The sequence below is a fragment of the Yinghuangia seranimata genome (assembly GCF_029953285.1).
Classification (GTDB): domain Bacteria; phylum Actinomycetota; class Actinomycetes; order Streptomycetales; family Streptomycetaceae; genus Yinghuangia; species Yinghuangia seranimata.
The window spans coordinates 1-24,186 of record NZ_JASAOI010000083.1 but is presented as its reverse complement, the minus strand read 5'-3'; the positions used below and the strand labels follow the sequence as shown (position 1 = coordinate 24,186).

Below are 24,186 nucleotides of genomic sequence, written 5' to 3'. Positions count from 1 at the left end.
GGCGCGCGGGGGCGCCGATGATGCGGCCGACTCAGTCCGGAAAGCGTTCCGACGCGCCCGGGAAACACAGAGCGTGCGGCGGAGTCGGGATATGCGAGATCTTGTCGGGATTGGCGACCGCCTGGATCCCCACGATGTTTCCGCCAGACGTCTCGATGCTCATGACCAGGCGCTGCGCGCCGAGGTCGGCGAGCAGCGCCGGGGCGCCGTTGACGTCGACCGCGTGCCACGTGAACGTCCGCGCGCGGCGCTGGATGCCGAACAGGAAGCGGGCGATCTTCTCCGGGCCGTAAATCGGGTTGAGCGTGGCGCGCGCCTTGCCGCCGCCGTCGCTCCACAGCACCACGTTCCGGGCGAGCAGCGACTCCAGCCCCGAGCGGTCGCCGGTGGCGGCCGCGGTGACGAACCGGTCGACGAGCGAGCGGTGCTCGGCGGTGTCCACGGTGAACCGGGCGCGCTCGCCGTCGAGGTGGTCGCCCGCGCGGCGGTGCAGCTGCCGGGCGTACGTCGCATTGATGCCCAGTACGTCGGCGATGTCCTGGTACGGCAGCTCGAACGCCTCGCGGAGCAGGTAGACCGCGCGCTCCGGCGGTGAGAGCCGCTCCATCATCCGCAGCGCCGCGAGCGACACCGTCGCGCGCTGCTCGGCGGTCTCCGCGGGGTCGCCGGCGAGCCTTCCGGACGGCACCGGCTCGGGCAGCCATTCGCCGACGTACGTCTCCCGGCGGTGCCGCGCCGAACGCAGCTGGTCGAGCGCGAGCCGGGTCGTGACGGTGACCAGCCAGCCGCGCGGGTCCTCGACCGTGCCGGGCTCGGCGCGGCGCCAGCGGAGCCACGCCTCCTGCACGGTGTCCTCGGCGTCGAACCAGCTGCCGAGCATGCGGTACGCGAGGCCGAGCAGCACCGTGCGGTGCTGCTCGAACGCCTCGTCGTACGCCTCGCCGGCCGGTGCGGCGCCCGGCCGCGCGGCCGTCCCGGCGAGGGTGTCCGTCACAGGGCCGGCGGCTGCAGGTGCGTGCTCACGCCGATCCGGTTCCACACGTTGATCGTAGCGATGGCCAGGATGAGGTCGGAGAGCTCACGGTCGGAGAAGGCGTCCTGCGCGGCCGCCCACACCTCGTCGGTCACGCCGTGCTCGCCGAGCCGGGTGACCTCGTCGGTGAGCGCCAGGGCGGCGCGCTCGACCTCGGTGAAGAACGGCGCCTCGCGCCACGCGCCGACCGCGAAGAGCCGGCGCGCGTCCTCACCCGCCTTCAGCGCGTCCTGGCTGTGCATGTCGACGCAGAACGCGCAGCCGTTGAGCACCGACGCGCGGAGCTTGACCAGCTCCAGGAGGGTGTGGTCGACGTTGGCCCGCACGTACTTCTCCAGCCCGAGCACCGCCGAGTAGCCCTCGGGGGAGACCTCGGACATGTCCATCCGCTGCTGCATGGTTCGCCTCCGTGTCGCCCGCCGCCCGGTGCGGCGCGGCCACGGGAACGACGGGACAGCCGGTCCCGGATGTGACAGCCCGGCGGCGCGGCCGGATGTGATGCCCGTCACGTTCGCATCGCCGCAGGTCAGAACGGTTCTGCGGGCCGGATCGCGGGCTCGTCGCGGCGCGGGCGTTTTGTTGGAGGGCCCGTAATGTGTTCGCAACCGGGACAGGCCAAGATGTACCCATGGATAAGCAGCAGGAGTTCGTGCTTCGCACCCTCGAGGAGCGCGACATTCGGTTCGTGCGCCTGTGGTTCACCGATGTTCTCGGCTTCCTCAAGTCGGTCGCCGTGGCCCCTGCCGAGCTCGAGCAGGCGTTCGCGGAGGGCATCGGGTTCGACGGCTCGGCCATCGAGGGCTTCGCGCGCGTGCACGAGTCCGACATGCTCGCCAAGCCGGACCCTGCCACGTTCCAGATACTGCCGTGGCGGGCCGAGGCGCCGGGCACCGCGCGCATGTTCTGCGACATCCTGATGCCGGACGGTTCGCCGTCCTTCGCCGACCCGCGGTACGTCCTCAAGCGCACCCTCGAGCGCGCCTCCGACCGGGGCTTCACGTTCTACACGCACCCCGAGATCGAGTTCTTCCTGTTCAAGGACATGCCGCTCGACGGCACGCCGCCGACGCCGGTCGACCACAGCGGCTACTTCGACCACACGCCGCAGACGGTCAGCCACGACTTCCGCCGCCAGGCGATCACGATGCTCGAGAACATGGGCATCTCGGTGGAGTTCAGCCACCACGAGGGCGCGCCGGGCCAGCAGGAGATCGACCTGCGCTACGCCGACGCGCTCAGCACGGCGGACAACATCATGACCTTCCGCCTGGTGGTCAAGGAGGTCGCGCTGGAGCAGGGCGTCTTCGCGTCCTTCATGCCGAAGCCGTTCTCGCAGTACCCGGGCTCGGGCATGCACACCCACCTGTCGCTGTTCGAGGGCGACCGCAACGCCTTCTACGAGGCCGGCGCCGAGTACCAGCTGTCGAAGGTCGGCCGCTCCTTCATCGCGGGCCTGCTCAAGCACGCCGGCGAGATGGCCGCCATCACCAACCAGTGGGTGAACTCGTACAAGCGGCTGTGGGGCGCGTCGGCGCGCACCGCGGGCATGGGCGGCGAGGCGCCGTCGTACATCTGCTGGGGCCACAACAACCGCTCGGCGCTCGTGCGCGTGCCGATGTACAAGCCCACGAAGGGGCAGTCGACCCGCATCGAGGTCCGCTCCATCGACTCGGCCTGCAACCCCTACCTGACCTTCGCGGTGCTGCTCGGTGCGGGCCTCAAGGGCGTCGAGGAGGGCTACGAGCTGCCGCCGGGCGCCGAGGACGATGTGTGGGCGCTCACCGACGCCGAGCGCCGCGCGCTCGGCATCGCGCCGCTGCCGCAGAACCTCGCCGAGGCGATCGCGCTGATGGAGCGCAGCGACCTGCTGCCCGAGGTGCTGGGCGAGCACGTCTTCGAGTTCTTCCTGCGCAACAAGCGCCAGGAGTGGGAGGAGTACCGGCAGCAGGTGACCCCGTTCGAACTGGGGAAGTACCTGCCGGTGCTCTGAGCCCGGCGCGAGCCGTGCGTCGACGCCGCGTCGACCCGGCCGTCCTCCCTCGGGAGCGGCGGCGGTCGGCGCGGCGTTCGTGTGTCCGCGCCCGCGCGGCCCTTACGCCTGGGCGCGGGGCGGGCGGAGCAGCTCCATGACGTACCGCTTGTAGGCGTCGGCCTCGTCGCCCTGCGGCAGCAGCTGCGGCGCGCCGCGGCGCACCAGCGCGATGCCGACCGCCATCATCCACGCGGTGAGCGCGTGCTGGCGGGCGACCTCCGGCGGCATGCCGAGCTCCTCGTTGAGCGCCGCGCCCCAGGCGATGCGCTCCTGCGTGACGCGTTCGAGGAACGGGCCGACGACCGGGTGCTGCGAGTTCACCAGCAGCGTCGTCGTGATGTCCGCGCCCTGCGGGCCGGTGAACGCGAACTCGGTCAGCCAGCGCCCGCGCTCCGCCGGGTCGGTGATGCGCGCCGCGGCGGCCATCATCGCGTCCGACTCGGCGACCCACATCTCCAGCGCGGCGTGGATGAGCGCGTCACGGTCCTTGAAATGCCAGTAGAAGCTGCCCTTCGTCGTGCCCAGGCGCTCCGCGAGCGGCTCCACGGCGATGGCGCCCAGGCCGCTCTCGCGCATCGCCTCGAGGGCGGCACGGGCCCAGTCGTCCCGGGAGAGCGTGCGTCGGCCGGTCCTGGCGGGTCTTTCGGTTCGGACATTGTCCGCGGGAACACCGTTGCGCATGCCCACACGCTAACGTAGGGTGACTTCCCGTACGGTGGCGTATGGAGAACTGGTACGACGGAGGATCCCCCGGGCCGTGGGACGGACGGCCCGGCGGGACGGTTCGCCAGAGGCCACCGGGCGGGAGGCGCGTCACCACCGGTCATCGCGGTCGGGGGACTCGATGATCGGGACGCGCTCGCGGCGTGCGGCCGTTGGGGGCACACTTCGACGGCCGCACGCACCGCGCCGGTGTCCCCCCTGCCGCCGGTGACCTGGGCCGATACGCTCGCTAGGTGACCTTTAGGGATTCGGGAACCCCGGGAGTGTCGACCGCCCGCCTCGTGCGCCTCGGTTTCACCGACGCGGCCGTCGCCGCCCGCCGCCTCGAGGACCCCGCACTCGCCGAGATACGCGACGACACGCAGCTCCTGGACGCGCTGTCCGCGACCGCCGACCCCGATCTCGCCCTCCTCGGGCTGGTCCGGCTCGCCGAGGCCGCCGAGGACCGCTCGGTGCTGCTGTCCACGCTCGTCTCCGCGAAGCCGCTCCGCGACCGCCTGCTCGGCGTCCTCGGGGTCAGCGCCGCACTCGGCGACCACCTCGCGCGGCACCCGGACGACTGGCGCACCCTCGTCACCTACGACGTGCAGGACGCCCACCCCACGCCCGAGTACTTCCGCCGCATGCTGTCGGGCGCGCTCCCGGCGAGCCGCCCCGCGCCCGACGGCGCCCAGCCGGCCGGCGAGGAGGCGCTGGACGCGCTGCGCGTCGCGTACCGGCGCTGCCTGCTGTCCATCGCCGCGCGCGACGTGTGCGGCACCGCCGACGTCGCCCAGATCTCCGCAGAGCTCGCCGACCTCGCGGGCGCCACCCTCGACGCCGCGCTCGACCTGGTGCGCCGCGAGCACCCCGTCGACGCCGCGCAGTGCCGCCTCGCCGTCATCGGCATGGGCAAGTGCGGCGGCCGCGAGCTCAACTACGTCAGCGACGTCGACGTCGTGTTCGTCGCCGAGGCCCCGCCCGGCGTCGAGGAGGGCGTCGCCCTCGCCGCGGCCGCGCGCATCGCCGCCGCCATGATGCGCGCCTGCTCGCACACCACCCGCGAGGGCGCCATCTGGCCCGTCGACGCCAACCTCCGCCCCGAGGGCCGCAACGGCCCGCTGGTGCGCACCCTGGCCAGCCACGCCGCCTACTACGAGCGGTGGGCCAAGACGTGGGAGTTCCAGGCACTGCTCAAGGCCCGCCCCGTCGCCGGCGACCTCGCGCTCGGCCGCCGCTACGTCGAACGCCTCGCTCCGATGGTGTGGACCGCCGCGCAGCGCGAGAACTTCGTGGCCGACGTGCAGGCGATGCGCCGCCGCGTCGTCGAGTCGATCCCGCACACCGAGGTCGAGCGCGAGCTCAAGCTCGGCCCCGGCGGGCTGCGCGACATCGAGTTCGCCGTCCAGCTGCTGCAACTGGTGCACGGCCGCGCCGACGCGTCGCTGCGCAGCGGCTCGACGCTGGACGCGCTCGCCGCGCTGTCCGCCGAGGGCTACGTCGGCCGCGCCGACGGGGCGTCGCTGGACGAGGCGTACCGCTTCCTCCGGCTGCTCGAGCACCGCATCCAGCTGCACCGGCTGCGCCGCACCCACCTGCTGCCGACCGAGTCCGTCGACCTGCGCCGGCTCGGCCGCTCACTCGGCTTCCGAGCCAACCCGGTCGGTGAACTGGAGGCCACCTGGCGGCGCACCCAGCACGAGGTGCGGCGGCTGCACGAGAAGCTCTTCTACCGGCCGCTGCTGGACGCCGTCGCCCGGCTGCAGCCCGGCGAGACCCGGCTCACCCCCGAGGCCGCCGCGCAGCGCCTGGAGGCCCTCGGGTACGCCGACCCGGCCGGCGCGCTGCGCCACCTGGAGGCGCTGGCCTCGGGCGTCAGCCGGCGCGCCGCGATCCAGCGGACGCTGCTGCCGGTGATGCTCGGCTGGTTCGCGGACTCCGCCGACCCGGACGCGGGCCTGCTGGCCTTCCGCCAGGTCTCCGACGCGCTCGGCAACACGCACTGGTACCTGCGGCTGCTGCGCGACTCCGGCGCCGGCGCGGCGGGCGGCGCGGCCGCCGAGAACATGGCCCGTGTGCTGGCGTCCGGTCGTCTCGCCCCCGACCTGCTGCTGCGCGCGCCCGAGGCGGTCGCGCTGCTCGGCGACCCGGACGGGCTGCGGCCGCGGTCGCGTGCCGCGCTGGAGTCCGAGGTGCTGGCCGCGGTCGGCCGGGCGCCGAGCGCCGAGGTCGCCGTGCAGATCGCCCGTAGCGTGCGGCGCCGCGAACTGTTCCGGATCGTCGCCGCCGACGTGCTCGGGCGGCTCGACGTCGACGCGGTCGGCCGCGCGCTGTCCGACGTCACGGCCGCCACGCTGACCGGCGCGCTGCGCGCCGCCACCGACGCCTACGCGCGCGACGCGGGCGGCCCCGTGCGCACCCGCATCGCGGTCATCGCGATGGGCCGGTTCGGCGGCCACGAGCAGGGCTACGGCTCCGACGCCGACGTCATGTTCGTCCACGAGCCCGACGAGGGCGTCGACGAGCCCACCGCGGCCAAGCAGGCGCAGGCCATCTGCAACGAGATGCGCCGCCTGCTGCAGCTGCCCGCCACCGACCCGCCGCTGGACATCGACGCCGACCTGCGGCCCGAGGGCCGGCAGGGGCCGCTCGTGCGCACCCTGGCGTCGTACCGCGCGTACTACGAGCGCTGGTCGAAGCTGTGGGAGAGCCAGGCGCTGCTGCGCGCCGCGCCGGTCGCGGGCGACCCCGACCTCGGCGCCCGGTTCCTCGACATGATCGCGCCGCTGCGCTGGCCGTCGGCCGGGCTGACCGACGCCGACGTGCGCGAGATCCGCCGCATGAAGGCCCGCATCGAGGCCGAACGGCTGCCGCGCGGCGCCGACCCCACCACGCACACCAAGCTCGGGCGCGGCGGGCTGGCCGACGTGGAGTGGGTCGCGCAGCTGCTGCAGATGCAGCACGGCTACGACGTGCCCGCGCTGCGTACCACCGGCACCCGCGACGCGCTGTCGGCGGCCTTGGAAGCGTCGCTGCTGGACGCCGAGGACGCGAAGGTGCTCGACGACGCGTGGCTGGAGGCCACCCGGGTGCGCAACGCCGTCATGGTCGTGCGCGGCCGTTCCTCCGACCAGTTCCCGTCCGACGTGCGCGAGCTCGCCGGGGTCGCGCGGCTGCTCGGCTACCGCGCGAGCGGCTCCGGTTCGGTCGGGGCGGGCACCGTCATCGAGGACTACCGGCGCATCACGCGGCACGCGCGCGCCGTGGTCGACCGGGTCTTCTACGGCGAGGGCGAGGAGACCGCGGCCGGCTCGCGCTGATCGTCCCCGGGCCCGCCGGCCACCGGCGCGGTGTCGCCCTCCTCCGGTGGCCCGGTGTACTCGTCGGAGCGCGGGTCGTCGGGCGTGTAGCGCGGGAACTTGTACGCGGAGCGTCCGTTGAGCATGCACTGGACGGCGAAGCCCGCGGTCAGCGTGACCCAGCCGCCCGCCGCGTCGAGGATGAAGTGGTTGCCGGTCGCCATGATCACGATCAGCGTGAACACCGGGTAGAACAGGCCGAGCACGCGCACCCACAGCGGCTTGGCGAACTTCCAGATGGCGATCGCGCACCACGTCGACCAGCCGATGTGCATCGACGGCATCGCGGCGAACTGGTTCGAGACGTTCTTCATGTTGCCCGACGCCATCGAGCCCCACGTGTTGTGCACCAGCACCGTGTCGATGTAGTCGCCGCCCGGGAGCAGGCGCGGCGGCGCGAGCGCGTAGAAGAAGTACCCGAACAGGGCGAGGCCCGTGGTGACGAACAGGACCGTGCGGACCGCGCGGTAGCGCCCGGGATGCCAGTGGAACAGCCAGACCAGCACGCCGATCGTGATGACGAAGTGCAGCGTGGCGTAGTAGTAGTTCATCCCGACGATGAGCCACGTGACGTTGTTGACCGCGTGGTTTATCGCGTGCTCGACGTCGATGTGCAGCGTCTTCTCGAAGTCGAGCAGGTCCTGCGCGCGCCGTATGGCCAGTCCCTCGCGGTTGGGCACCGCGTTGCGGATGAGCGAGTAGATCCAGTAGCTCAGCGCGATCAGGGCGAGCTCGACGACGAAACGCGGCCGGCGCGGCGTACGGAGATACGTCCGCAGCCGCTCCGCGAACGAGATCGGCTCAGTCGTCGTAGGAACCCCCATAACGTCCCAGTCTGCCAGAGCCCGGGCGGGGCCCGATCACCCGGAGGGACGGTCCGGGGCCGTTCGTGTAGTCCTCAGGGGGTAGCCGGGGCCCGCGGGTCGGTGCACGGGCCCCGGACGCGCGCCAGGCGACGAACGTGCCCTGCGACGCGGTCGGATTCACGGTCACGTGCAGGTGCGGGGTACCTCGCACCTGCACGCCCGCGTCTGTCAGGCGACGGTGAGCACGACCTTCCCGCGCACGTGCCCCGTCTCCACCAGTCGCTGTGCCTCCGCGGCGTCGGCCAGCGGCAGGACCGCGGCGAGCGGCAGCGTCAGGTTGCCCGCGACGTACAGCTCGGCGGCGGACGCCAGGGCCCGCAGCAGGTAGTCCTCGCCGTCGTGCCCGGACGAGAACCGCACGCCGTTGGCGCCGGCGTCGGCCGGGTCGACGATGCTGACGGCGCGCGCCGGGTCGCCCGTCAGGGCGACGGAGTCGCCCAGTACGCCGCCGCCGACGAGGTCCACGGCCGCGTCGACGCCCTGCGGCGCGGCGACGCGCACGCGGTCGGCCCAGCCGTCGCCGTACCGGACCGGCTCGGCGCCCAGTTCGCGCAGGTAGGCGTGGTTGGCCTCGCCCGCGGTGCCCACGACCGCGGCACCCCACGCGCGGGCGAACTGGACGGCCAGGCCGCCGACTCCGCCCGCGGCGGCGTGCACCAGCACCGTGTCGCCCGCGGCGACGCCGACCTCGGCGAGCGCCCGGTAGGCGGCGTCGGCGGCGGTCGGCAGCGCGCCCGCGACCTCCCACGGCAGGCCGGCCGGCTTGGCGACGAGGCGGTCGGCGCCGGCGAGGACGTACTCGGCGTAGGTCTTGGTGCCCATGCCGAACACCTCGTCGCCGACCGCCCATGCGGTGACGCCTTCGCCGAGCGCGTCGACGACGCCGGCGAGGTCCTGGCCGGGGATGTGCGGCAGGTCGACGGGGAAGATCGCGGCCATCACGCCGGAGCGGATCTTGCCGTCGATCGGGTTCACGCCGATCGCCTTGACGCGCACCCGGACCTGGCCTGGGCCGGGCTCGGGCAGCGGGACGTCCGTGACCGCGAGGACGTCCGCGGGACCGTGCGCGGCGAACGCGACGGCCTGGGCGGTGGTGGCGGGAGCGGTGGTGGCGGCGGTGGCGGACATGGTGGATCACCGTGACTTTCCGGGGTCGGCTACTAAACCACACCGTTCAGTGTTGTCATCACACTGAACGGTGTAGTTAAATCTGTGGAGAGGGGCGGATCTCGCCCCGCTCTCCGGGAACACCTCGACCCTGCCTGCGTTCTCGCTTCATGAGGAGCGGACCGCGCTGGCTAGGATCGCCGGTCCCTGGATGCCGGCCACCAAAAGGCGAAGGATCTCTGGGTATGGACATGGACCGCCGCGAACTCGCCGACTTCCTGCGCCGTTCCCGCGAGCGGCTGCGCCCCGCCGACGTCGGACTGCCCGAGGGCCCGCGCCGCCGCACGCCCGGCCTGCGCCGCGAGGAGGTCACCTCCCTCGCCGGCATGTCGCCCGACTACTACATGCGCCTCGAACAGGCGCGCAGTCCGCAGCCGTCCACGCAGATGCTCGGCGCGCTCGCCCGCGCGCTGCGCCTCAACGACGACGAGCGCGACCACCTCTACCTCCTCGCCGGCCACCGCCCGCCCGCCGGGCGACAGGCCGGCGAGGCGATCAGCCCGGCCCTGCGCCACCTGCTCGACAACGTCGAGCACACCCCGGCGCAGATCATCAGCGACCTAGGCGACCTGCTCGCGCAGAACGCCCTCGCGCAGGCGCTGTTCGGCGGCGTGTGCACGGTCTCCGAGCACGGCCGCAACATCACCTGGCGGTGGTTCACCGACCCGGCGGTGCGCTCGGCGTACCCCGTCGACGAGTGGGACCACTACAGCCGCGTCCACGTCGCCGACCTGCGCTCGGCGGTCGCCCGGCGCTCGTACGACGGGCCGAGCACCCACCTGGTGCGGCGACTGCGGGACGCGAGCCCGGAGTTCGCGGGGCTGTGGGAACTGCACGAGGTCGGCGTGCGGCGGCGCAGCCGGATGAGCGTGCTGCACCCCGTGGTCGGCCGCGTCGACCTCGACCTCGAACGGCTGCTCACGCCGAGCGAGGACCAGGCGCTGATGATCTTCACGCCGCCGCCCGGTTCACCGTACGCGTCGCAGTTGGACCTATTGCGCGTGGTCGGTGGCGAGACCTTCGCGACCGGCGACACGGGGGCTACGGTTGCCACATGAGCGATCTTGATACGAAGCCGACCGTCAAGGTCTGCGGCGGCCTCACCGACGTCTCCGCGGCACCCGTGCACGAGCTGATCCACGGCCGTGAGACGTCGATCGGCGACGGTCGCCCGGTGCGCCGCGTCCTGCCGACCCTCGGGCGGCGGATGGTCGGCCCGTGGTGCTTCGCCGACCAGTACGGGCCGGACGACATCAGCACCGAGGACGGCATGCAGGTCGCCCCGCACCCGCACATGGGCCTGCAGACCGTGTCGTGGCTCAAGCAGGGCGAGGTGCTGCACCGCGACAGCCTCGGCAGCCTCGCCCGCGTTCTGCCCGGCCACTTGGGCCTGATGACGTCCGGGCACGGCATCTCGCACTCCGAGGAGTCGCCCGACCCGCACCCGGTGTTCCTGCACGGCGCCCAGCTGTGGGTCGCGCTGCCCGGCGAACACCGCCACGCGGCGCCGGCCTTCGAGCACCACACCGAGCTCCCGACGTTCACCGCGCGGGGCCTCAGCGGCACCGTGATCATGGGCGAGTTCGACGGCGCGCGCTCGCCGGGCACCGCGTACTCGCCGATGACGGGCGCCGACCTCACGCTGACCGCCGGCGCCGAGGTGAAGGTGCCACTGCAGCGGGACTTCGAGTACGCCGCGTTCGTGACGCTGCCCGGCGCCGTGGTCGACGGCGTCGAACTGCCCGTCGGCTCGCTGCTCTACCTCGGCTGCGGCCGCACCGAGCTCGCGGTGCGCGCGAACGTCGACACCAACATCGTCCTCATCGGCGGCGAGCCGTTCGAGGAGGAGATCGTGATGTGGTGGAACTTCGTCGCCCGCACCGGCGAGGAGATCGCCGAGGCCCGCGCGCAGTGGCAGGCCGAGGAGGCCCGCTTCGGCGCCGTGCACGGCTACCACGCACCACGCCTGGACGCCCCCGCGCTCCCGGCGACCCCCCTCAAGCCTCGCGGCCGCGCCCGCTGAGCACCGCCTTCGCCCGGCCGGGGCCGCCGGTGCCCGCACCGGCGCCCCGCCGCGCAGGTCGGCCAGGCCGTCAGCCAGGCCGCCACACCAACAGGCGTGTTCGCGGCCCCCGTCGAACTCGACCGGCGCCGAAAACCCCCGCGCGCCCCCACTCCACGCCGCGCTAAGGTCGGTCCGCGCCCGGCTCCCGGTGCGTGGGGCACGGCTGCATCTGGAGCCCGCAAGGGCGGTGAAGGACGGCCTCGGCCGCATATACGCCGCGCCCGCCTTGATCTCGGGAGCCCAGGCGCCGCATCCTCCGCCGCCCGGCTCCGCTGCGGCGGACCCGGCGCGCCCATGGAGCCCTTCTGATGACCCGGAAGCCCTCGGCCCGCCCGATGAGCGGCATCTACGCGGCCGACCTGCACGTCCTCCGCCTCTACCCGGACGGCCTCGTGCTGAGCGTCTTCGTCAAGCCGGCGCCGCGACCCTCCGACGGCGAAGTCATCGAAAGCTGGCTCCGCCGCGACGAACCCCGCCCCCTGGTGCGGCGCTGCCACTACACGCTCGATGGATCAACCGTCTTGCTCCGCCTCCCACAGGGCTCCCCGCTGAACGACGAACCGCTCACCCTGCACGGGACCTGGGGAGCGGACCACCTCGTCCTGAACGTCCGGGAGGGCACCCAACGCCAGGCGACCCCTACCCGCTACACGGCCCTCTGGCTCGCCCGGCGCGCGGGGCGCTCCGCCCGCCCCCGCTGAACCGGCAGGTGCCCCGTCGGCCGCGCGCGCCGACGCCGGTGGGAACGACGACGGCCCCCGCCAGAGCGAGTCATGGCGGGGGCCGTCGAGCCGTGCGGTACTTCGGGTCGGCCGGGGCGGGTCAGCGTCCGGCCGGGGTCCGATCCGGGGTGGATCAGATGTCGAAGTACATCTCGAACTCGTGCGGGTGCGGGCGCAGACGGATCGGGTCGACCTCGTTGGTGCGCTTGTAGTCGACCCAGGTCTCGATGAGGTCCTGGGTGAAGACGCCGCCCTCGAGCAGGTACTCGTGGTCGGCCTCGAGGGCGTTGAGGACCTCGGGGAGGGAGCCCGGGACCTGCGGGACCGCGGAGTGCTCCTCCGGGGCCAGCTCGTACAGGTCCTTGTCGACCGGCTCCAGCGGCTCGATCTTGTTCTTGATGCCGTCCAGGCCCGCCATCAGCATCGCCGAGAAGGCGAGGTACGGGTTGGAGGACGGGTCCGGCACGCGGAACTCGATGCGCTTGGCCTTCGGGTTCGAGCCGGTGATCGGGATGCGGATGCACGCCGAGCGGTTGCGCTGCGAGTAGACCAGGTTGACCGGCGCCTCGAAGCCCGGGACCAGGCGGTGGTACGAGTTCACCGTCGGGTTCGTGAAGGCGAGCAGCGACGGGGCGTGCTTGAGCAGGCCGCCGATGTAGTAGCGCGCCATGTCCGACAGACCGGCGTAGCCGACCTCGTCGTAGAACAGCGGCGCGCCGTCCTTCCACAGCGACTGGTGGCAGTGCATGCCCGAGCCGTTGTCACCGAAGATCGGCTTCGGCATGAAGGTCGCGGTCTTGCCGTTGCGCCACGCGACGTTCTTCACGATGTACTTGAAGAGCATCAGGTCGTCGGCCGCACCCAGCAGGGTGTTGAACTTGTAGTTGATCTCGGCCTGGCCCGCGGTGCCCACCTCGTGGTGCTGGCGCTCGACCTGGAGGCCGGCGGCGGCCAGCTCCAGGGAGATCTCGGCGCGGAGGTCGGCGAAGTGGTCGACCGGCGGGGCCGGGAAGTAGCCGCCCTTGTAGCGGACCTTGTAGCCGCGGTTGCCGCCCTCTTCGACGCGGCCGGTGTTCCAAGCGCCCGCCACCGAGTCGATGTGGTAGTACGACTCGTGCGCGTTCGTCTCGAAACGCACGTCGTCGAACACGTAGAACTCGGCCTCGGGGCCGAAGAACACGGTGTCGGCGATGCCGGTGCCGGCGAGGTAGCGCTCCGCCTTCTTGGCGATGTTGCGCGGGTCGCGGCTGTACTCCTCATCCGTGAGCGGGTCGTGGATGAAGAAGTTGATGTTGAGCGTCTTGTCCTTGCGGAACGGGTCGACGCGGGCGGTCGAGAGGTCCGGGCGCAGGGCCATGTCCGACTCGTGGATCGCCTGGAAGCCGCGGATCGACGAGCCGTCGAACGCCAGGGTCTCGTTCGGCTCGAAGATCTCGGCCGGGATCGTGAAGTGCTGCATGACGCCAGGCAGGTCGCAGAACCGGACATCGACGAACTTGACGTCGTTGTCGGTGATGTACCGCGACACCTCGTCGGCGTTGTTGAACATCCATGCCTCCTCGACCCGGCACCGGGCTCGGGTAGCTTCTCGTTCTCGGGGCGGCCCTTCTCCCCGCTGGCCACTGGACCCGAAGGTAGGACGAGGCGGTTTCCCGCCGGTGTCCCGAATGTTTCACACAAGTTACGCGGCCGCCCAATCGGGCCAGTACGGTTGCGCACGGCCCGAAGCTCACGCATCCTTCGCGTTTGCCCCGGTGGGGGTGTGCCCCACGTCACTCATCTACCGTGGTGGCGTGGACAGGAAACAGACCGCTAAGAAGGCCGCCGGGCGCCCGCCGGCGAAGCGCGCTCAGACGCCGCCGCGTCCCGCGGCGGAGCGGACGGTGCCGCGGCAGGCGCCGCAGGCCGACGAGGACGACTTCGGGTACCGCGGCAAGCGCCTCGGCCTGCCGGAGGACGGCCCCGGCTCCATGGCGGGCACCGGCAGGCGGCTGATCGCGCTGCTGGTGGACTGGCTGCTGTGTTACGTCATCGCGCTCGCGTTCATAGGGCGCGGCGACCTGAACGCGGCGGGCACCAGCTTCGGCACGCTCGCCGTCTTCGCCGCCGAGAACATGCTGCTGCTCAGCACGCTCGGCTACACGGTCGGCAAGCGCCTCATGGGCCTGCGCGTGATCTCCGTGACGCAGCCGCACCTGACGCCGCTCGCGGTGGTCCTGCGCACGCTGCTGCTGTGCATGGTGGTCCCGGCGGCGGTCTACGACCGCGACGGCCGCGGGCTGCACGACAAGGCGGTCGGCACGGCCGTCGTCGCGGCCTGAGACGTCCCGGCAGGGCCTTGGGCGCGCGGGGAGCCTCAAAGAAGCGCGTAGGGGCCCGAGCGGGTCCCACGGTGGCCGCACAGCGCGGGCGGTGGCCGGAGAACGAAGAACGGCGGTGGCGGTGCGTCCTGGGGTCTCCAGGCCGCACCACCACCGCCGTGGCGTTTGTGGGGGACGTGCGTCGGCGTCCGGTGTCGCCGGCCGCCGGTCGGGTCAGCGGCGCGGGCCGCGCGGCATGCGCGTGCCCTTCGGCATCGGGCCCTTCGGCACCGGCATGTTGTCCAGCAGCCCGCCGAGGGCGCGCAGCCGGTCGTTGACCGTGGCGACCTGGCTCTTGGACATCGTGCGCGGCAGCTTGACCATGTGGCCCTGCAGCTTGCGCAGCGGGACCTGGCCCTCGCCGTCGCCGACGATGATGTCGGTCACCACGACGCCGTCCGCGATCTTCGACATCTTGCGCTTCTCGGCCGCCAGCAGGTTCGCGACCCGGCTCGGCTGACCCTCGCCGACCAGCACGATGCCCGCCTGGCCGACCGCGCGGTGCACGACGTCCTGGTTGCGGGTCACGGCCACCGTCGGGGTGACGACCCAGCCGCGCCGCAGCGACTGCAGGACGGCCAGGGCGGCACCGGGGGTGCCCTCCATCTGCCCGAGGACGGCCTTCTCGGCCCGGCGCCCGAACACGAACGCCGCCGCCACCAGGCCGAACAGGAAGCCGAGGACGCCGAGGATGATGGGGTGGTCGATCAGGAAGCCCAGCGCCAGGAACGCCCCGAAGACGCCCAGGCCCCACACCGCCACGACCAGTCCGACCTTCTTGTCGGACTTCTTAGTCATCTGGTAGGCGAGCCGGATCTGCTTCAGCCGGCCGCTCTTCTCCGATGATTCCTTGCTCGCCATGCGCACAGAATACCCAGGTCGTGTGGCCGTTCAGCGGGGGCCAAGGGCACGACTTCCGGGGACCCCCGCGCGCGGGCGGTTCAGCGCTGGGCCGCGCTGCCCGCACGGGCCGGGCCGGACGCCTGGAGGCGGTCCAGGATGTCGGTCGCCTCGGCGCGCGCCCGGGCCCTGCGCCGGTCGTCGCACACCGAGTCCCAGGCGTTCCGCCGTGCGGTGCGCTGCCCGCCCTGGAAGAGCAGGAGCGACTCCACGGTGCGCAGGGCGGCGCCGACGGCCGCCTTGCGGGCCGACGCTCCCCGGTCGAACGCACCGCGCAGTGCGGCGGCGTTGCCCAGCGCGATCCGACCGAACGGAACGTTTCCGACCTGCATGGCCAAGGCCCCCTGTCGCCGAGTTATGTGGATGTGTCCCAGCCTCGCTACCCCGTGTTACCAGGCGATGACGCGAGGGTCAAACCATCGTGAACAACCGTGTCGCGTGTCGGCCGGTTCCGGCCAACACGCGATCGCACGTAGGTTCTAAGAGAACGGATTCCAAATACCGGGCGAAGGAACCGGTCAGGCGGTCGTCGCGGCCTGGTCGCCGAGCGACTCGCGCGACTCCAGCGCCTGGCGGTACAGCCGGCCCGCGCGGTACGACGAACGCACCAGCGGCCCCGACATGACGCCCGCGAAGCCGATGTCCTCGGCCTCCTCCTTCAGCCCGACGAACTCCTCCGGCTTGACCCAGCGCTCCACCGGGTGGTGGCGCACGGTCGGCCGCAGGTACTGCGTGATCGTGAGCAGTTCGCAGCCCGCGTCGTACAGGTCCTGCATCGCCTGGCTGATCTCGTCGCGCTCCTCGCCCATGCCGAGGATCAGGTTCGACTTCGTGACCAGCCCGGCCTCGCGGGCGGCGGTGATGACCTGGAGCGAGCGCTCGTACCGGAAGCCCGGCCGGATGCGCTTGAAGATGCGCGGCACCGTCTCGATGTTGTGCGCGAGCACCTCGGGACGCGACGAGAACACCTCGGCCAGCTGGTCGGGCTGCGCCGTGAAGTCCGGGATCAGCAGCTCGACGCCGGTGCCCGGGTTCAGCTCGTGGATCTGCCGGGTCGTCTCCGCGTACAGCCACGCGCCGCCGTCGGGCAGGTCGTCGCGCGCGACGCCGGTCACCGTGGCGTACTTCAGGCCCATCGCCTGCACCGACTCGGCGACCCGGCGCGGCTCGTCGCGGTCCAGGTCGGCCGGCTTACCGGTGTCGATCTGGCAGAAGTCGCAACGCCGCGTGCACTGGTCGCCGCCGATGAGGAACGTCGCCTCGCGGTCCTCCCAACACTCGTAGATGTTGGGGCACCCGGCCTCCTCGCACACGGTGTGCAGGCCCTCGCGTCGGACCAGGCCCTTCAGTTCCGTGTACTCCGGGCCCATCTTCGCGCGGGTCTTGATCCACGAAGGCTTGCGCTCGATGGGGGTCTCGGCGTTGCGGACCTCAAGGCGAAGCAACTTGCGGCCGTCGGGTGCGACAGCGGACACGCGAGCTCCTTATGTGGAGATGTTTCAGTGCGAGTCGATCCGGGTGGTGCGTGCGGTCTGTCCAGGGTACGCCCCTTTGGGTGACGCTCTGGCGCCGGGCGTCCGGGACCGCTTCGGAGACAGCGTCCGAGGACGCGCCGTTGTTCCGCCGGACCGTCAGACGCCGATCGGCGCGAACACCTCGGCGAGGTGGCGCTCGACGAGCGGCATGACCTCGGCCACCGTCACCCGGCGGCCCAGCTCCGCGCTCAGCGACGACACACCCGCGTCCCGGATCCCGCACGGCACGATGCGGTCGAACCAGGTCATGTCCGGGTCGCAGTTGATCGCGAAGCCGTGCATTGTCACCTTGCGGGACACCCGGACGCCGATCGCCGCGAGCTTGCGGTCGTCACCGCGCTGGCCGGCGTTCGACGGCGCGTACTCCGGGCCGGCGAGCCGCGGGTCGAACTCGGGGTCCTCGCGCGGGTCCGGAACGGTCAGCCGCGGGTCCAGCTGCAGGTTGAGCCCGCCGGTCGCGGGTGCCGCCGGGATCGGGTCGCCCAGCACCCACACGCCGCTTCGGCCCTCGATGCGGGTCGTCTCCAGGCCCAGCTCGGCGCACGTGCGGATGAGCGCGTCCTCGAGCCGGCGCACGTGCGCGACGACGTCCACCGGCTCGGTCAGCCGCACGATCGGGTACCCGACGAGCTGGCCGGGACCGTGCCAGGTGATCTTGCCGCCGCGGTCCACGTCGATGACGGGCGTGCCGTCGACCGGACGCTCCGACGCCTCCGTGCGGCGCCCCGCCGTGTAGACGGCCGGGTGCTCGAGCAGGAGACACGTGTCGGGCTCGTCACCCGCCACGACGGCGGCGTGCACCCGCCGCTGTTCCTCCCACGCGAGGTCGTAGGGGACGGCCTGGTCGCCGATGCCGGCGTGTACGAAGCGCAAGTCAGCCACGGATCCAGCGTACGGCTCGCCGGCGGGAGCCTTCGGCGGGGGCAGGCGAGGCGGCCCGTCGGGGGCTGCCCGGGGTGTGCGCGGGCCGCCGGCTCAGCGTTTGAACTGGCAGGTGGCTCCGCTGATTACACACGTGCTACCACCGCGGCCGGTGACGTAGTACTCGATCTCGATGCTCTCGCCCGGCCCCAGAGGCCTCGTGGAGGCCGCCGAGCCGACGGTGCCGTCGCCGTTGGTGTCCGCGCTGAACCCGGTGCCCTTGGAGCGGGTGAAGTAGTAGAAGAACTGGTCGCCGCTCAGCGTGACGGTCAGCGCCCACGAGTTCATCGGCGCGGTCTGGTTGTTGTTGGTGATCGTCAGCGTGCCGTGGCCGGATTGCACGCCCAGGTCCGAGGCGGAGGCCGAGGGCGGCGGGGGCGGCGGCGGCGGTGGCGCGCTCGTCGTCGGGGCCTTGGTCGTCGGCTTCGCGGTGGTCGGGGCCTTGCTCGTGGTCGGAGGCTTCGACTTGGTCGGCGAGGCCGACACGGTCGTCGTCGACGGGAGGGCCGTGGTCGGGATGCCGGACAGCGTTGGCTCCGTCGGCGGGGCCATCGACGGCACGTTCAGGCCTATCGGCTCGCGGTGCTTGTTTTTGTCGCCGCCCCTCGAGCCGCTGAACAGCCACACGCCCGAGGTCAGAAGGAGGCACACCACCGCGGCGGCTATCAAGGGCAGGGCGACGCCGCCCGCCGTGCCGTCGTTGCGGCCCCGGCCGGCGGGACGTGCACCCTCGGCCGTGCCGTCCCCGTGCCGGCCCAACGCCGTCCCCGCCCTTCGTTCATGTGACGTCCGAAATACGCCGGTTCGGCAAGCCCGTCCGGGATTCGCGCATGCAGCCTACGCGGCCAGAACGTGTGCGGCGCATGTTGCCCGACCCGGCACGCACCCGCAAGAACCGGACGCGGGTGATCGGAGATCGGTTCGCCGGGGTGCCTTCGCTATGGCGTACGGGACCCCCGGCATCACCCGAAAGGGTCATTCTCGCCGTCATGCGGCTCGTCGGCCCGCCGCGATCGCTAAATTCTCGCGCGATCCGACCCCCGCACCCGGGAGGCGTGCACAGGAATGACGACCAGGGCCGAACGGCGCCCCAACCACCGGCTGGCCTCGCTCGTCGAGGAGGCCGGTTTCTCGCACGCCGGCCTCGCCCGACGGGTCGACCAGCTCGGTGCGGACCAGGGCCTCGACCTCCGCTACGACAAGACCTCGGTGGCCCGGTGGCTGCGCGGCCAGCATCCGCGCGGCATCGTGCCGATACTGCTGGCAGAGGTGTTCACCCAGCGGCTGTCCCGCAAGCTCAGCGCCGAGGACCTCGGCATGGCGGGATGCCGGCCCGACTACGCGGGGCTCGAATACGCGAACGGGCCCGCGGAGGCCGTGGAGATCGTCTCCGGCATGTGGCAGGCCGACTCCGCGCACCGGCCGGCGCTGGTCGAGGCGGCGTTCACGCCGGGCGCGTTGGTGGTGCCGAGTCGCGACTGGCTGATCGGCGCGGGCGACGAGGAACCGCAGCGCGCGGACGGAGGGCGGGTCGGCTCGGGCGACGTGGCGGCCGTGCGGGCGGTCGGCGACGCCTTCCGCAGGCTCGACAACTCGTTCGGCGGGGGACACGCCCGGCAGGCCCTCGTGCGGTACCTCGACGCGGAGGTCGCCACGATGCTGCGGGGCACCTACGGCACCGGGGTCGGGCGCGAACTGTTCTCCGCCGCGGCGGTGTTGACCCGGCTGGTCGGGTGGATGGCGTACGACGTGGGCGTGCACGGGATGGCGCAGCGGTACTTCGTGCAGGCACTGCGGCTGGCGCAGGCGTCGGGGGACCGGGCGTTGGGCGCGTACGTCCTCGCGACCATGAGCCGCCAGGCGGTCTACCTCGGGCACGGGCGCGAGGCGGTACAGCTGGCGCGCGTCGCGCAGCAGGGCGCGCTGACGGTGGCGACGCCTCGCGTACGGGTGCTCCTGCACGCCGTCGAGGCGCGCGGCCACGGCCTCCTCGGCGACGGCCGCGCCTGCATGGCCGCCCTGGTCCGGGCCGAACAGGCACTGGGCCGGTCCGGCGACCCGACCGACGACCCGGACTGGGCCCGCTACGTCGACGAGGCCCAACTGGCCGACGAGTTCGCCCACTGCTACCGCGACCTGGAGGACCACCGGCGGTCCCGCGAATACGCCGAACGCAGCCTGAAGCTCCGCGAGGCCGAGTACGCCCGCAGCAGGCTGTTCTGCCAGACCGTCCTCGCGACGGCCCTCCTGGGCATGGGCGAACTCGACCACGCCTGCGCCGTCGAAGCCGAAGCCACCGAAGCCGCCGGAGGCCTCCGCTCGGCCCGAGCCGTCGACTACGTCCGCGAGTTCAGCCTCCGCCTGACCCCCTTCAAGGACACGGCGGCCGTCCGCGACTTCACGGAACGAACGGGCGAGTTCCTCCGCACAGCGTCCTGACGAACCCCCAAAGGGTGCGCGGAGCCGACCACCTCCGCGCACCCGGCCAGCCCTGCCTCCGACGCGTGGCAGGCCCCGACGAGACCGCGCTGTCGACGCGCAGGTATGCCGCACGCCCGGGCGCGGGCCGGCAGGGCCGCGCTCCGCGGCCGGCCAGGGGCGACGAGCCATCGACCACGTCGAGTTCGGCCTGAGCCTGCGCTCGGGCACGTCCTCGCGGGCCCCCCGTTGCGCGCGGAGCCGACGAGCCCCGCGCACCCGGCCGGGCCTGCCTTCGACGCGTGGCAGGCCCCGACGAGACCGCGCTGTTGACGCGCAGGTATTCCGCACGCCCGGGCGCGGGCCGGCAGGGTCGCGCTCCGCGGCCGGCCAGGGGCGACGACGCCGTCGGCCACGTGCGCGAGTTCAGCCTGCGTCTGAGGCTGTTCAAGGGCGCGGCGGAGGTCCGCGATCTCACGGAGTGCACGGGGCGGTCCCGCGCACGTGACTGTGGCGGCTCGTGGGGCGCTACGCCGCTGGGGCTTTGCCTCCTCCCGGCCTTGCGCCTGCGGCGAAGGCGGTGAGGGCGCCGAGGTCGGAGAGGGCGGACCTGGCGGCTCGGCGGCCGGAGGCGAGGGCTCCTTGGATGGAGCTGGAGTCTCGGTGGTCGCCGCAGACGTAGAGGCCGGCGAGGACGCGGACCGGGCGGCGGAAGTTGTGGCCCGGTTCGACGATCGGGAGGGCGTTGGGCAGGTCGCGGGTCGTCAGGTGGGACAGGTCGCGGGTGGCGACGCCGTAGACGGCGGCCAGGCGCTCCCTGACGACGAGTTCGAGTTTGGCGAGGTCGCCGCCGTCGTGGGCGAGGACGGTGGAGCACACCAGGGCGCGGCGGTCGGGGGAGTAGGTCGGGGCGACCGTGCTGATGACGGCGGTGTGGGTCAGCGGGCCCGGGTCGTCGGCGTCGGCGATGAGGACCGGGTCGGCGTGCGGCGCCGCCGGGAGGACGTGCCAGAGCGTGGTGACGCGGTGGAACCCGGGGCGTCGGAGGCCGGGAAGGAGCGCGACGGCGGTCTCCGGGTCGGTGGCCACGACGACCGCGCGGGCGCGGATTTCGCCGTCGACGTCGGTGGTGACGCGGTCGGTGGCGACGGAGGTGACGCGCACGCCGTAGCGGACCGTGCCCGCCGGGAGCCCGGTGGCCAGCTGTTCGGCGGCGGCGCCCATGCCGTGGGCCGGGACCGCGGAGCGGCCGCGCAGGTAGCCGCGCATAACGAGGTCCGCGAAGCGGCGTGAGGTGGCCAGGTCGGGGTCGTGCAGGAGTGCGGTCAGGAGCGGTCGCAGCGCGGGCGGCCAGCCGGCCTCGTCGGTGGCGGCGTCCGGGGTGGCGAGGATGCGCGGGACGGGCAGGACCGCGGCGCGGGCGAGCGCGGCGCTGACGCGGGCCCGGTCGGTGCCGGTGGTGCGCAGCGCGCTGAGGGCGTCGCGGACCCGCCCACCCGCCGCCCCCCACCGCCCATGTTCGAGTCGCTTCGCTCCCGCCCTTGTTTCCGCCGCCCCCCACCGCCCATGTTCGAGTCGCTTTGCTCCCGCCCTTGTTTCCGCCGCCCCCCACCGCCCGTGTTCGAGTCGCTTCGCTTCCGCCTCTGGCTCCGTGGCCCCCGACCGTCCGTGGTCGAGTCGCCTCGTTCCCGCGCTCGTCTCCGCCGCCCCCCACCGCTCCGCGCCGGCGGCCCTTCCGATGCGTCGGCCTCCGGTGCGCCACACGCCGTCCAGCGCGGCCTCGCCGAAGACCTGCACGCCGGGGCCGAACGCCCTGAGGTCGAGCCGGGCCAGGTCGAACCGGGCGGCGACCTGGGGGCACGCGGTGGCGATCTGCTGGAGCCCGGTGTCGACGCGGAACCCGTCGACGAGTTCGGTCCGGATCCGGCCCCCGGGCCGGTCACCGGCTTCCAGGACGGTGACGTCGACGCCCGCGTCGGCCAGCCGCCGCGCGGCGCTGAGCCCCGCGAGTCCTGCTCCCACGACGATCACATCGGTGCGGTGTGCCTCGGCCACGGTGACCCCTCCCGTTGCCCCTGGCGCGGCGCGTGCGGCCGCGCGGTCGCCCTGGACTCATACCCAACGGAACCGCCGGAAAGCGCGTATCTGTGACCGCCGGCGTCGCATCAGGGGCCGGGAGAGATCGGTAAATCCCTTGTGGGGTACGGATGTTGATCGGTCGTGTCGGATTTCGGTCAGGCCGCCGAAAGGGTGACGCGGTGTCAGCCGTGCCGCGCGACCGCCAGCGCCCGGTCGATCGTCGGGTGCGCGAACTCGAACCCGGCGTCGAGCAGCGCTTTGGGCAGCACCCGCTGGCTGCTGAGGATGTCGTCGGAGAACTCGCCGACGATCGCCCGCAGCGCGGGCCTGGGCACAGGGAACAACGCGGGCCGCCGCAGCATGCGCGCGAGTTCGCGGGTGGCCTCGGCGTTGGTGACCGGGTTCGGCGCGGTCAGGTTGGCCGCGCCGCGCACCCCGTCCGCCGTCAGCAGGAAGCGGATGGCGTTGATGTGGTCCCGCAGCGAGATGAAGCTCCAGTACTGCCGCCCGTTGCCCAGCCGCCCGCCGACGCCGAACCGGAAGGCGCGGAACAGCGGCCCCCAGGCGCCGCCCTTGCCCGCGACGACGAGCCCGGTGCGAAGGTGCACGACGCGCACGCCGGCGTCCTCCACGGGCGCGGTCGCGGCCTCCCACTCGACGCACAGGTCGGCCAGGAACCCGCTGCCGGGTGGCGCGGACTCGTCGACCGCGCGGTCGCCGGTGTCGCCGTAGTAGCCGATCGCCGAGCCGGACAGCAGGACCGCGGGCGGCCGTTCCAGCCCGGCCAGGGCCCGCGCGAGGGTCCGGGTACCCAGCACCCTGGAGTCGCGCAGCGTGCGCTTGTACGCGGCCGTCCAGCGGTGGTCCCCGATGCCCGCGCCGGCCAGGTGCACGACCGCGTCGACGCCCAGCAGCGCGTCGGTGTCCACCGTGCCGCCGACCGGGTCCCAGCGGGCCTCGTCGGCGGCCTTGGGCTCGCGCCGTACCAGCCTGACGAGTTCGTGCCCGTCGGCGCGCAGCGACCGCACCAGGGGGGTGCCCACGAAGCCCGTCGATCCCGTCACCGCGATACGCATGACCGACATACTGTCCGCTCCGCGGCGGGGGCACACGCGGCGCGGCCGGAAACGCACGCCCCGGCGGAAACGCGTGGGCGGCCCCGGGACACGTCCCGGAGCCGCCCACGCGGACTTCACATCACCGTCGGCGCATCCGCCGACGCGGGGGTTACAGACCCAGGTCGCCCTCGAACGCGCCTTCCTCCAGGCGGGTCTTCACCGTGGTGAGGAACCGCGCCGCGTCGGCGCCGTCGACGATGCGGTGGTCGTACGACAGGGCCAGGTACACCATGTCGCGGACCGCGATGGTCTCGCCGAGGTCGGGGTGGTTCACCACGACCGGACGACGCACCGTCGCGCCGATGCCCAGCATCGCGACCTGCGGCTGGTTCAGGATCGGCGTGTCGAACAGCGCGCCGCGCGAACCGGTGTTGGTCACCGTGAAGGTGCCGCCCGCCAGCTCGTCCGGCTTGACCTTGTTGTCGCGCGTGCGCGCGGCCAGGTCGGCGGTCTTCTTGGCGATGCCGGCGATGTTCAGGTCGCCCGCGTCGTGGATGACCGGGACCATCAGGCCGCGCTCGGTGTCGACCGCGACGCCGATGTTCTCGACCGCGTGGTACGTGATGCTGTCGTCGTCGTTGACGCGCGCGTTCACGACCGCGTGCACCTTGAGCGCCTCGGCGACCGCCTTGACGAAGAACGGCATCGGCGACAGCTTGACGCCCTCGCGCGCGAGGAAGTCGTTCTTCGCCTTGTTGCGCAGCCGCATGATGTTGGTGACGTCGACCTCGACCACCGTGGTCAGCTGCGCCGACACCTTCAGCGACTCGACCATGTGCTTGGCGATCGCCTTGCGGATGCGGGTCATCGGCACCGTCTGGCCGCGCAGCGCGGACGGCTCGGCCGGGGCCGCGGCGGGCTTGGCGGCGGCCGCGGGGGCGGCGGCCGGGGCAGCGGCGGCGGGCGCCG

Annotated in this window: 21 protein-coding genes; 7 read left to right on the top strand and 14 right to left on the bottom strand. The window is 72.8% G+C overall.

Annotation, left to right across the window (positions count from 1 at the left end; translation table 11 throughout):
• Window positions 1-31: 31 nt before the first annotated feature.
• Both QI554_RS40205 and QI554_RS40200 read right to left on the bottom strand, forming a co-directional pair.
• The gene (locus QI554_RS40205) at window positions 32-994 is read right to left on the bottom strand and encodes an RNA polymerase sigma-70 factor (protein ID WP_281477735.1); all 963 of its coding nucleotides are present in this window, start codon (window positions 992-994) and stop codon (window positions 32-34) included.
• Window positions 991-1,431, bottom strand: a complete 441-nt coding sequence (locus QI554_RS40200) for a carboxymuconolactone decarboxylase family protein (RefSeq protein ID WP_281477733.1) — start codon at window positions 1,429-1,431, stop codon at window positions 991-993. Before QI554_RS40200 ends, QI554_RS40205 begins: the two co-directional genes overlap by 4 nt.
• A gap of 230 nt (window positions 1,432-1,661) precedes the next feature.
• On the opposite strand from QI554_RS40200, the gene QI554_RS40195 reads away from it, so the two are divergent.
• Window positions 1,662-3,023, top strand: coding sequence for a glutamine synthetase family protein (locus QI554_RS40195; protein ID WP_281477731.1), 1,362 nt, complete (start codon window positions 1,662-1,664; stop codon window positions 3,021-3,023).
• Between the two features lie 102 nt (window positions 3,024-3,125).
• Here the strand turns inward: QI554_RS40195 and QI554_RS40190 are convergent, their stop codons facing one another.
• Window positions 3,126-3,746, bottom strand: a complete 621-nt coding sequence (locus tag QI554_RS40190) for a TetR/AcrR family transcriptional regulator (RefSeq protein ID WP_281477729.1) — start codon at window positions 3,744-3,746, stop codon at window positions 3,126-3,128.
• A gap of 275 nt (window positions 3,747-4,021) precedes the next feature.
• On the opposite strand from QI554_RS40190, the gene QI554_RS40185 reads away from it, so the two are divergent.
• Window positions 4,022-7,087, top strand: a complete 3,066-nt coding sequence (locus tag QI554_RS40185; RefSeq protein ID WP_281477727.1) for a bifunctional [glutamine synthetase] adenylyltransferase/[glutamine synthetase]-adenylyl-L-tyrosine phosphorylase — start codon at window positions 4,022-4,024, stop codon at window positions 7,085-7,087.
• Here QI554_RS40185 and QI554_RS40180 read toward each other — a convergent pair.
• Both QI554_RS40180 and QI554_RS40175 read right to left on the bottom strand, forming a co-directional pair.
• On the bottom strand, window positions 7,048-7,950 hold the full coding sequence (locus QI554_RS40180) for a phosphatase PAP2 family protein (RefSeq protein ID WP_281477725.1): 903 nt from the start codon (window positions 7,948-7,950) through the stop codon (window positions 7,048-7,050). The genes QI554_RS40185 and QI554_RS40180 overlap by 40 nt on opposite strands.
• A gap of 210 nt (window positions 7,951-8,160) precedes the next feature.
• The gene (locus QI554_RS40175; protein ID WP_281477723.1) at window positions 8,161-9,120 is read right to left on the bottom strand and encodes an NADP-dependent oxidoreductase; all 960 of its coding nucleotides are present in this window, start codon (window positions 9,118-9,120) and stop codon (window positions 8,161-8,163) included.
• Window positions 9,121-9,344: 224 nt separating this feature from the next.
• Here QI554_RS40175 and QI554_RS40170 point away from each other — a divergent pair, with 224 nt between their 5' ends.
• The 3 genes from QI554_RS40170 (at window position 9,345) to QI554_RS40160 (ending at window position 11,925) form a co-directional block, all read left to right on the top strand.
• The gene (locus QI554_RS40170) at window positions 9,345-10,217 is read left to right on the top strand and encodes a helix-turn-helix transcriptional regulator (RefSeq protein WP_281477722.1); all 873 of its coding nucleotides are present in this window, start codon (window positions 9,345-9,347) and stop codon (window positions 10,215-10,217) included.
• Window positions 10,214-11,182: a pirin family protein gene (locus tag QI554_RS40165; RefSeq protein WP_281477720.1), complete on the top strand. Its 969-nt coding sequence runs from the start codon at window positions 10,214-10,216 to the stop codon at window positions 11,180-11,182. The genes QI554_RS40170 and QI554_RS40165 overlap by 4 nt, the downstream gene beginning before the upstream one ends.
• 350 nt (window positions 11,183-11,532) lie before the next feature.
• Window positions 11,533-11,925, top strand: coding sequence for a hypothetical protein (locus QI554_RS40160; RefSeq protein ID WP_281477719.1), 393 nt, complete (start codon window positions 11,533-11,535; stop codon window positions 11,923-11,925).
• Window positions 11,926-12,079: 154 nt separating this feature from the next.
• Here QI554_RS40160 and glnA read toward each other — a convergent pair whose 3' ends face one another.
• Entirely contained in the window at window positions 12,080-13,495 is a 1,416-nt protein-coding gene (gene glnA / locus QI554_RS40155; protein WP_281477717.1) for a type I glutamate--ammonia ligase, read from the bottom strand.
• Between the two features lie 244 nt (window positions 13,496-13,739).
• On the opposite strand from glnA, the gene QI554_RS40150 reads away from it, so the two are divergent.
• Complete coding sequence (locus tag QI554_RS40150; RefSeq protein ID WP_281477716.1) at window positions 13,740-14,267, top strand: RDD family protein; 528 nt, start codon at window positions 13,740-13,742, stop codon at window positions 14,265-14,267.
• 213 nt (window positions 14,268-14,480) lie between these two features.
• On the opposite strand, the gene QI554_RS40145 is transcribed toward QI554_RS40150, so the two are convergent.
• The 5 genes from QI554_RS40145 to QI554_RS40125 form a co-directional block, all read right to left on the bottom strand.
• Complete coding sequence (locus tag QI554_RS40145; RefSeq protein ID WP_281477714.1) at window positions 14,481-15,167, bottom strand: DUF4191 domain-containing protein; 687 nt, start codon at window positions 15,165-15,167, stop codon at window positions 14,481-14,483.
• 80 nt (window positions 15,168-15,247) lie between these two features.
• A complete protein-coding gene (locus QI554_RS40140; RefSeq protein WP_425528133.1) occupies window positions 15,248-15,538 on the bottom strand; it encodes a hypothetical protein in 291 nt (96 codons plus the stop codon).
• 186 nt (window positions 15,539-15,724) lie between these two features.
• The gene (gene lipA, locus QI554_RS40135) at window positions 15,725-16,681 is read right to left on the bottom strand and encodes a lipoyl synthase (protein ID WP_281477712.1); all 957 of its coding nucleotides are present in this window, start codon (window positions 16,679-16,681) and stop codon (window positions 15,725-15,727) included.
• A gap of 156 nt (window positions 16,682-16,837) precedes the next feature.
• The gene (lipB, locus tag QI554_RS40130) at window positions 16,838-17,623 is read right to left on the bottom strand and encodes a lipoyl(octanoyl) transferase LipB (protein WP_281477710.1); all 786 of its coding nucleotides are present in this window, start codon (window positions 17,621-17,623) and stop codon (window positions 16,838-16,840) included.
• Window positions 17,624-17,716: 93 nt separating this feature from the next.
• Window positions 17,717-18,421, bottom strand: coding sequence for a hypothetical protein (locus tag QI554_RS40125; RefSeq protein WP_281477708.1), 705 nt, complete (start codon window positions 18,419-18,421; stop codon window positions 17,717-17,719).
• Between the two features lie 306 nt (window positions 18,422-18,727).
• Here QI554_RS40125 and QI554_RS40120 point away from each other — a divergent pair, with 306 nt between their 5' ends.
• Window positions 18,728-20,101 carry an NsdA family TPR-like regulatory protein gene (locus tag QI554_RS40120; RefSeq protein WP_281477707.1) on the top strand — a complete coding sequence of 458 codons (1,374 nt, stop codon included), beginning with the start codon at window positions 18,728-18,730 and terminating at the stop codon, window positions 20,099-20,101.
• A gap of 507 nt (window positions 20,102-20,608) precedes the next feature.
• Here the strand turns inward: QI554_RS40120 and QI554_RS40115 are convergent.
• From QI554_RS40115 to QI554_RS40105, 3 genes are all read right to left on the bottom strand, one after another.
• Window positions 20,609-22,135 (bottom strand): NAD(P)/FAD-dependent oxidoreductase, encoded by a 1,527-nt coding sequence (locus QI554_RS40115; protein WP_281477706.1) that lies wholly within the window; start codon window positions 22,133-22,135, stop codon window positions 20,609-20,611.
• 206 nt (window positions 22,136-22,341) lie between these two features.
• The gene (locus QI554_RS40110) at window positions 22,342-23,244 is read right to left on the bottom strand and encodes a TIGR01777 family oxidoreductase (RefSeq protein ID WP_281477705.1); all 903 of its coding nucleotides are present in this window, start codon (window positions 23,242-23,244) and stop codon (window positions 22,342-22,344) included.
• Window positions 23,245-23,386: 142 nt separating this feature from the next.
• Window positions 23,387-24,186 (bottom strand): 2-oxo acid dehydrogenase subunit E2 (locus tag QI554_RS40105; RefSeq protein ID WP_281477704.1); only part of this gene is annotated, 800 nt, incomplete at its 5' end.

What these genes read in the sequence shown, in the direction of transcription:
- QI554_RS40120 (WP_281477707.1), top strand. Translation starts at nt 18,728, where the DNA reads ATGACGACCAGGGCCGAACGGCGCCCCAACCACCGGCTGGCCTCGCTC.
- QI554_RS40165 (WP_281477720.1), top strand. Translation starts at nt 10,214, where the DNA reads ATGAGCGATCTTGATACGAAGCCGACCGTCAAGGTCTGCGGCGGCCTC.
- QI554_RS40110 (WP_281477705.1), bottom strand. Translation starts at nt 23,244, where the DNA reads ATGTCGGTCATGCGTATCGCGGTGACGGGATCGACGGGCTTCGTGGGC.
- QI554_RS40145 (WP_281477714.1), bottom strand. Translation starts at nt 15,167, where the DNA reads ATGGCGAGCAAGGAATCATCGGAGAAGAGCGGCCGGCTGAAGCAGATC.
- QI554_RS40180 (WP_281477725.1), bottom strand. Translation starts at nt 7,950, where the DNA reads ATGGGGGTTCCTACGACGACTGAGCCGATCTCGTTCGCGGAGCGGCTG.
- QI554_RS40195 (WP_281477731.1), top strand. Translation starts at nt 1,662, where the DNA reads ATGGATAAGCAGCAGGAGTTCGTGCTTCGCACCCTCGAGGAGCGCGAC.
- glnA (WP_281477717.1), bottom strand. Translation starts at nt 13,495, where the DNA reads ATGTTCAACAACGCCGACGAGGTGTCGCGGTACATCACCGACAACGAC.
- QI554_RS40200 (WP_281477733.1), bottom strand. Translation starts at nt 1,431, where the DNA reads ATGCAGCAGCGGATGGACATGTCCGAGGTCTCCCCCGAGGGCTACTCG.
- QI554_RS40190 (WP_281477729.1), bottom strand. Translation starts at nt 3,746, where the DNA reads ATGCGCAACGGTGTTCCCGCGGACAATGTCCGAACCGAAAGACCCGCC.
- QI554_RS40170 (WP_281477722.1), top strand. Translation starts at nt 9,345, where the DNA reads ATGGACATGGACCGCCGCGAACTCGCCGACTTCCTGCGCCGTTCCCGC.
- QI554_RS40140 (WP_425528133.1), bottom strand. Translation starts at nt 15,538, where the DNA reads ATGCAGGTCGGAAACGTTCCGTTCGGTCGGATCGCGCTGGGCAACGCC.
- QI554_RS40160 (WP_281477719.1), top strand. Translation starts at nt 11,533, where the DNA reads ATGACCCGGAAGCCCTCGGCCCGCCCGATGAGCGGCATCTACGCGGCC.
- QI554_RS40175 (WP_281477723.1), bottom strand. Translation starts at nt 9,120, where the DNA reads ATGTCCGCCACCGCCGCCACCACCGCTCCCGCCACCACCGCCCAGGCC.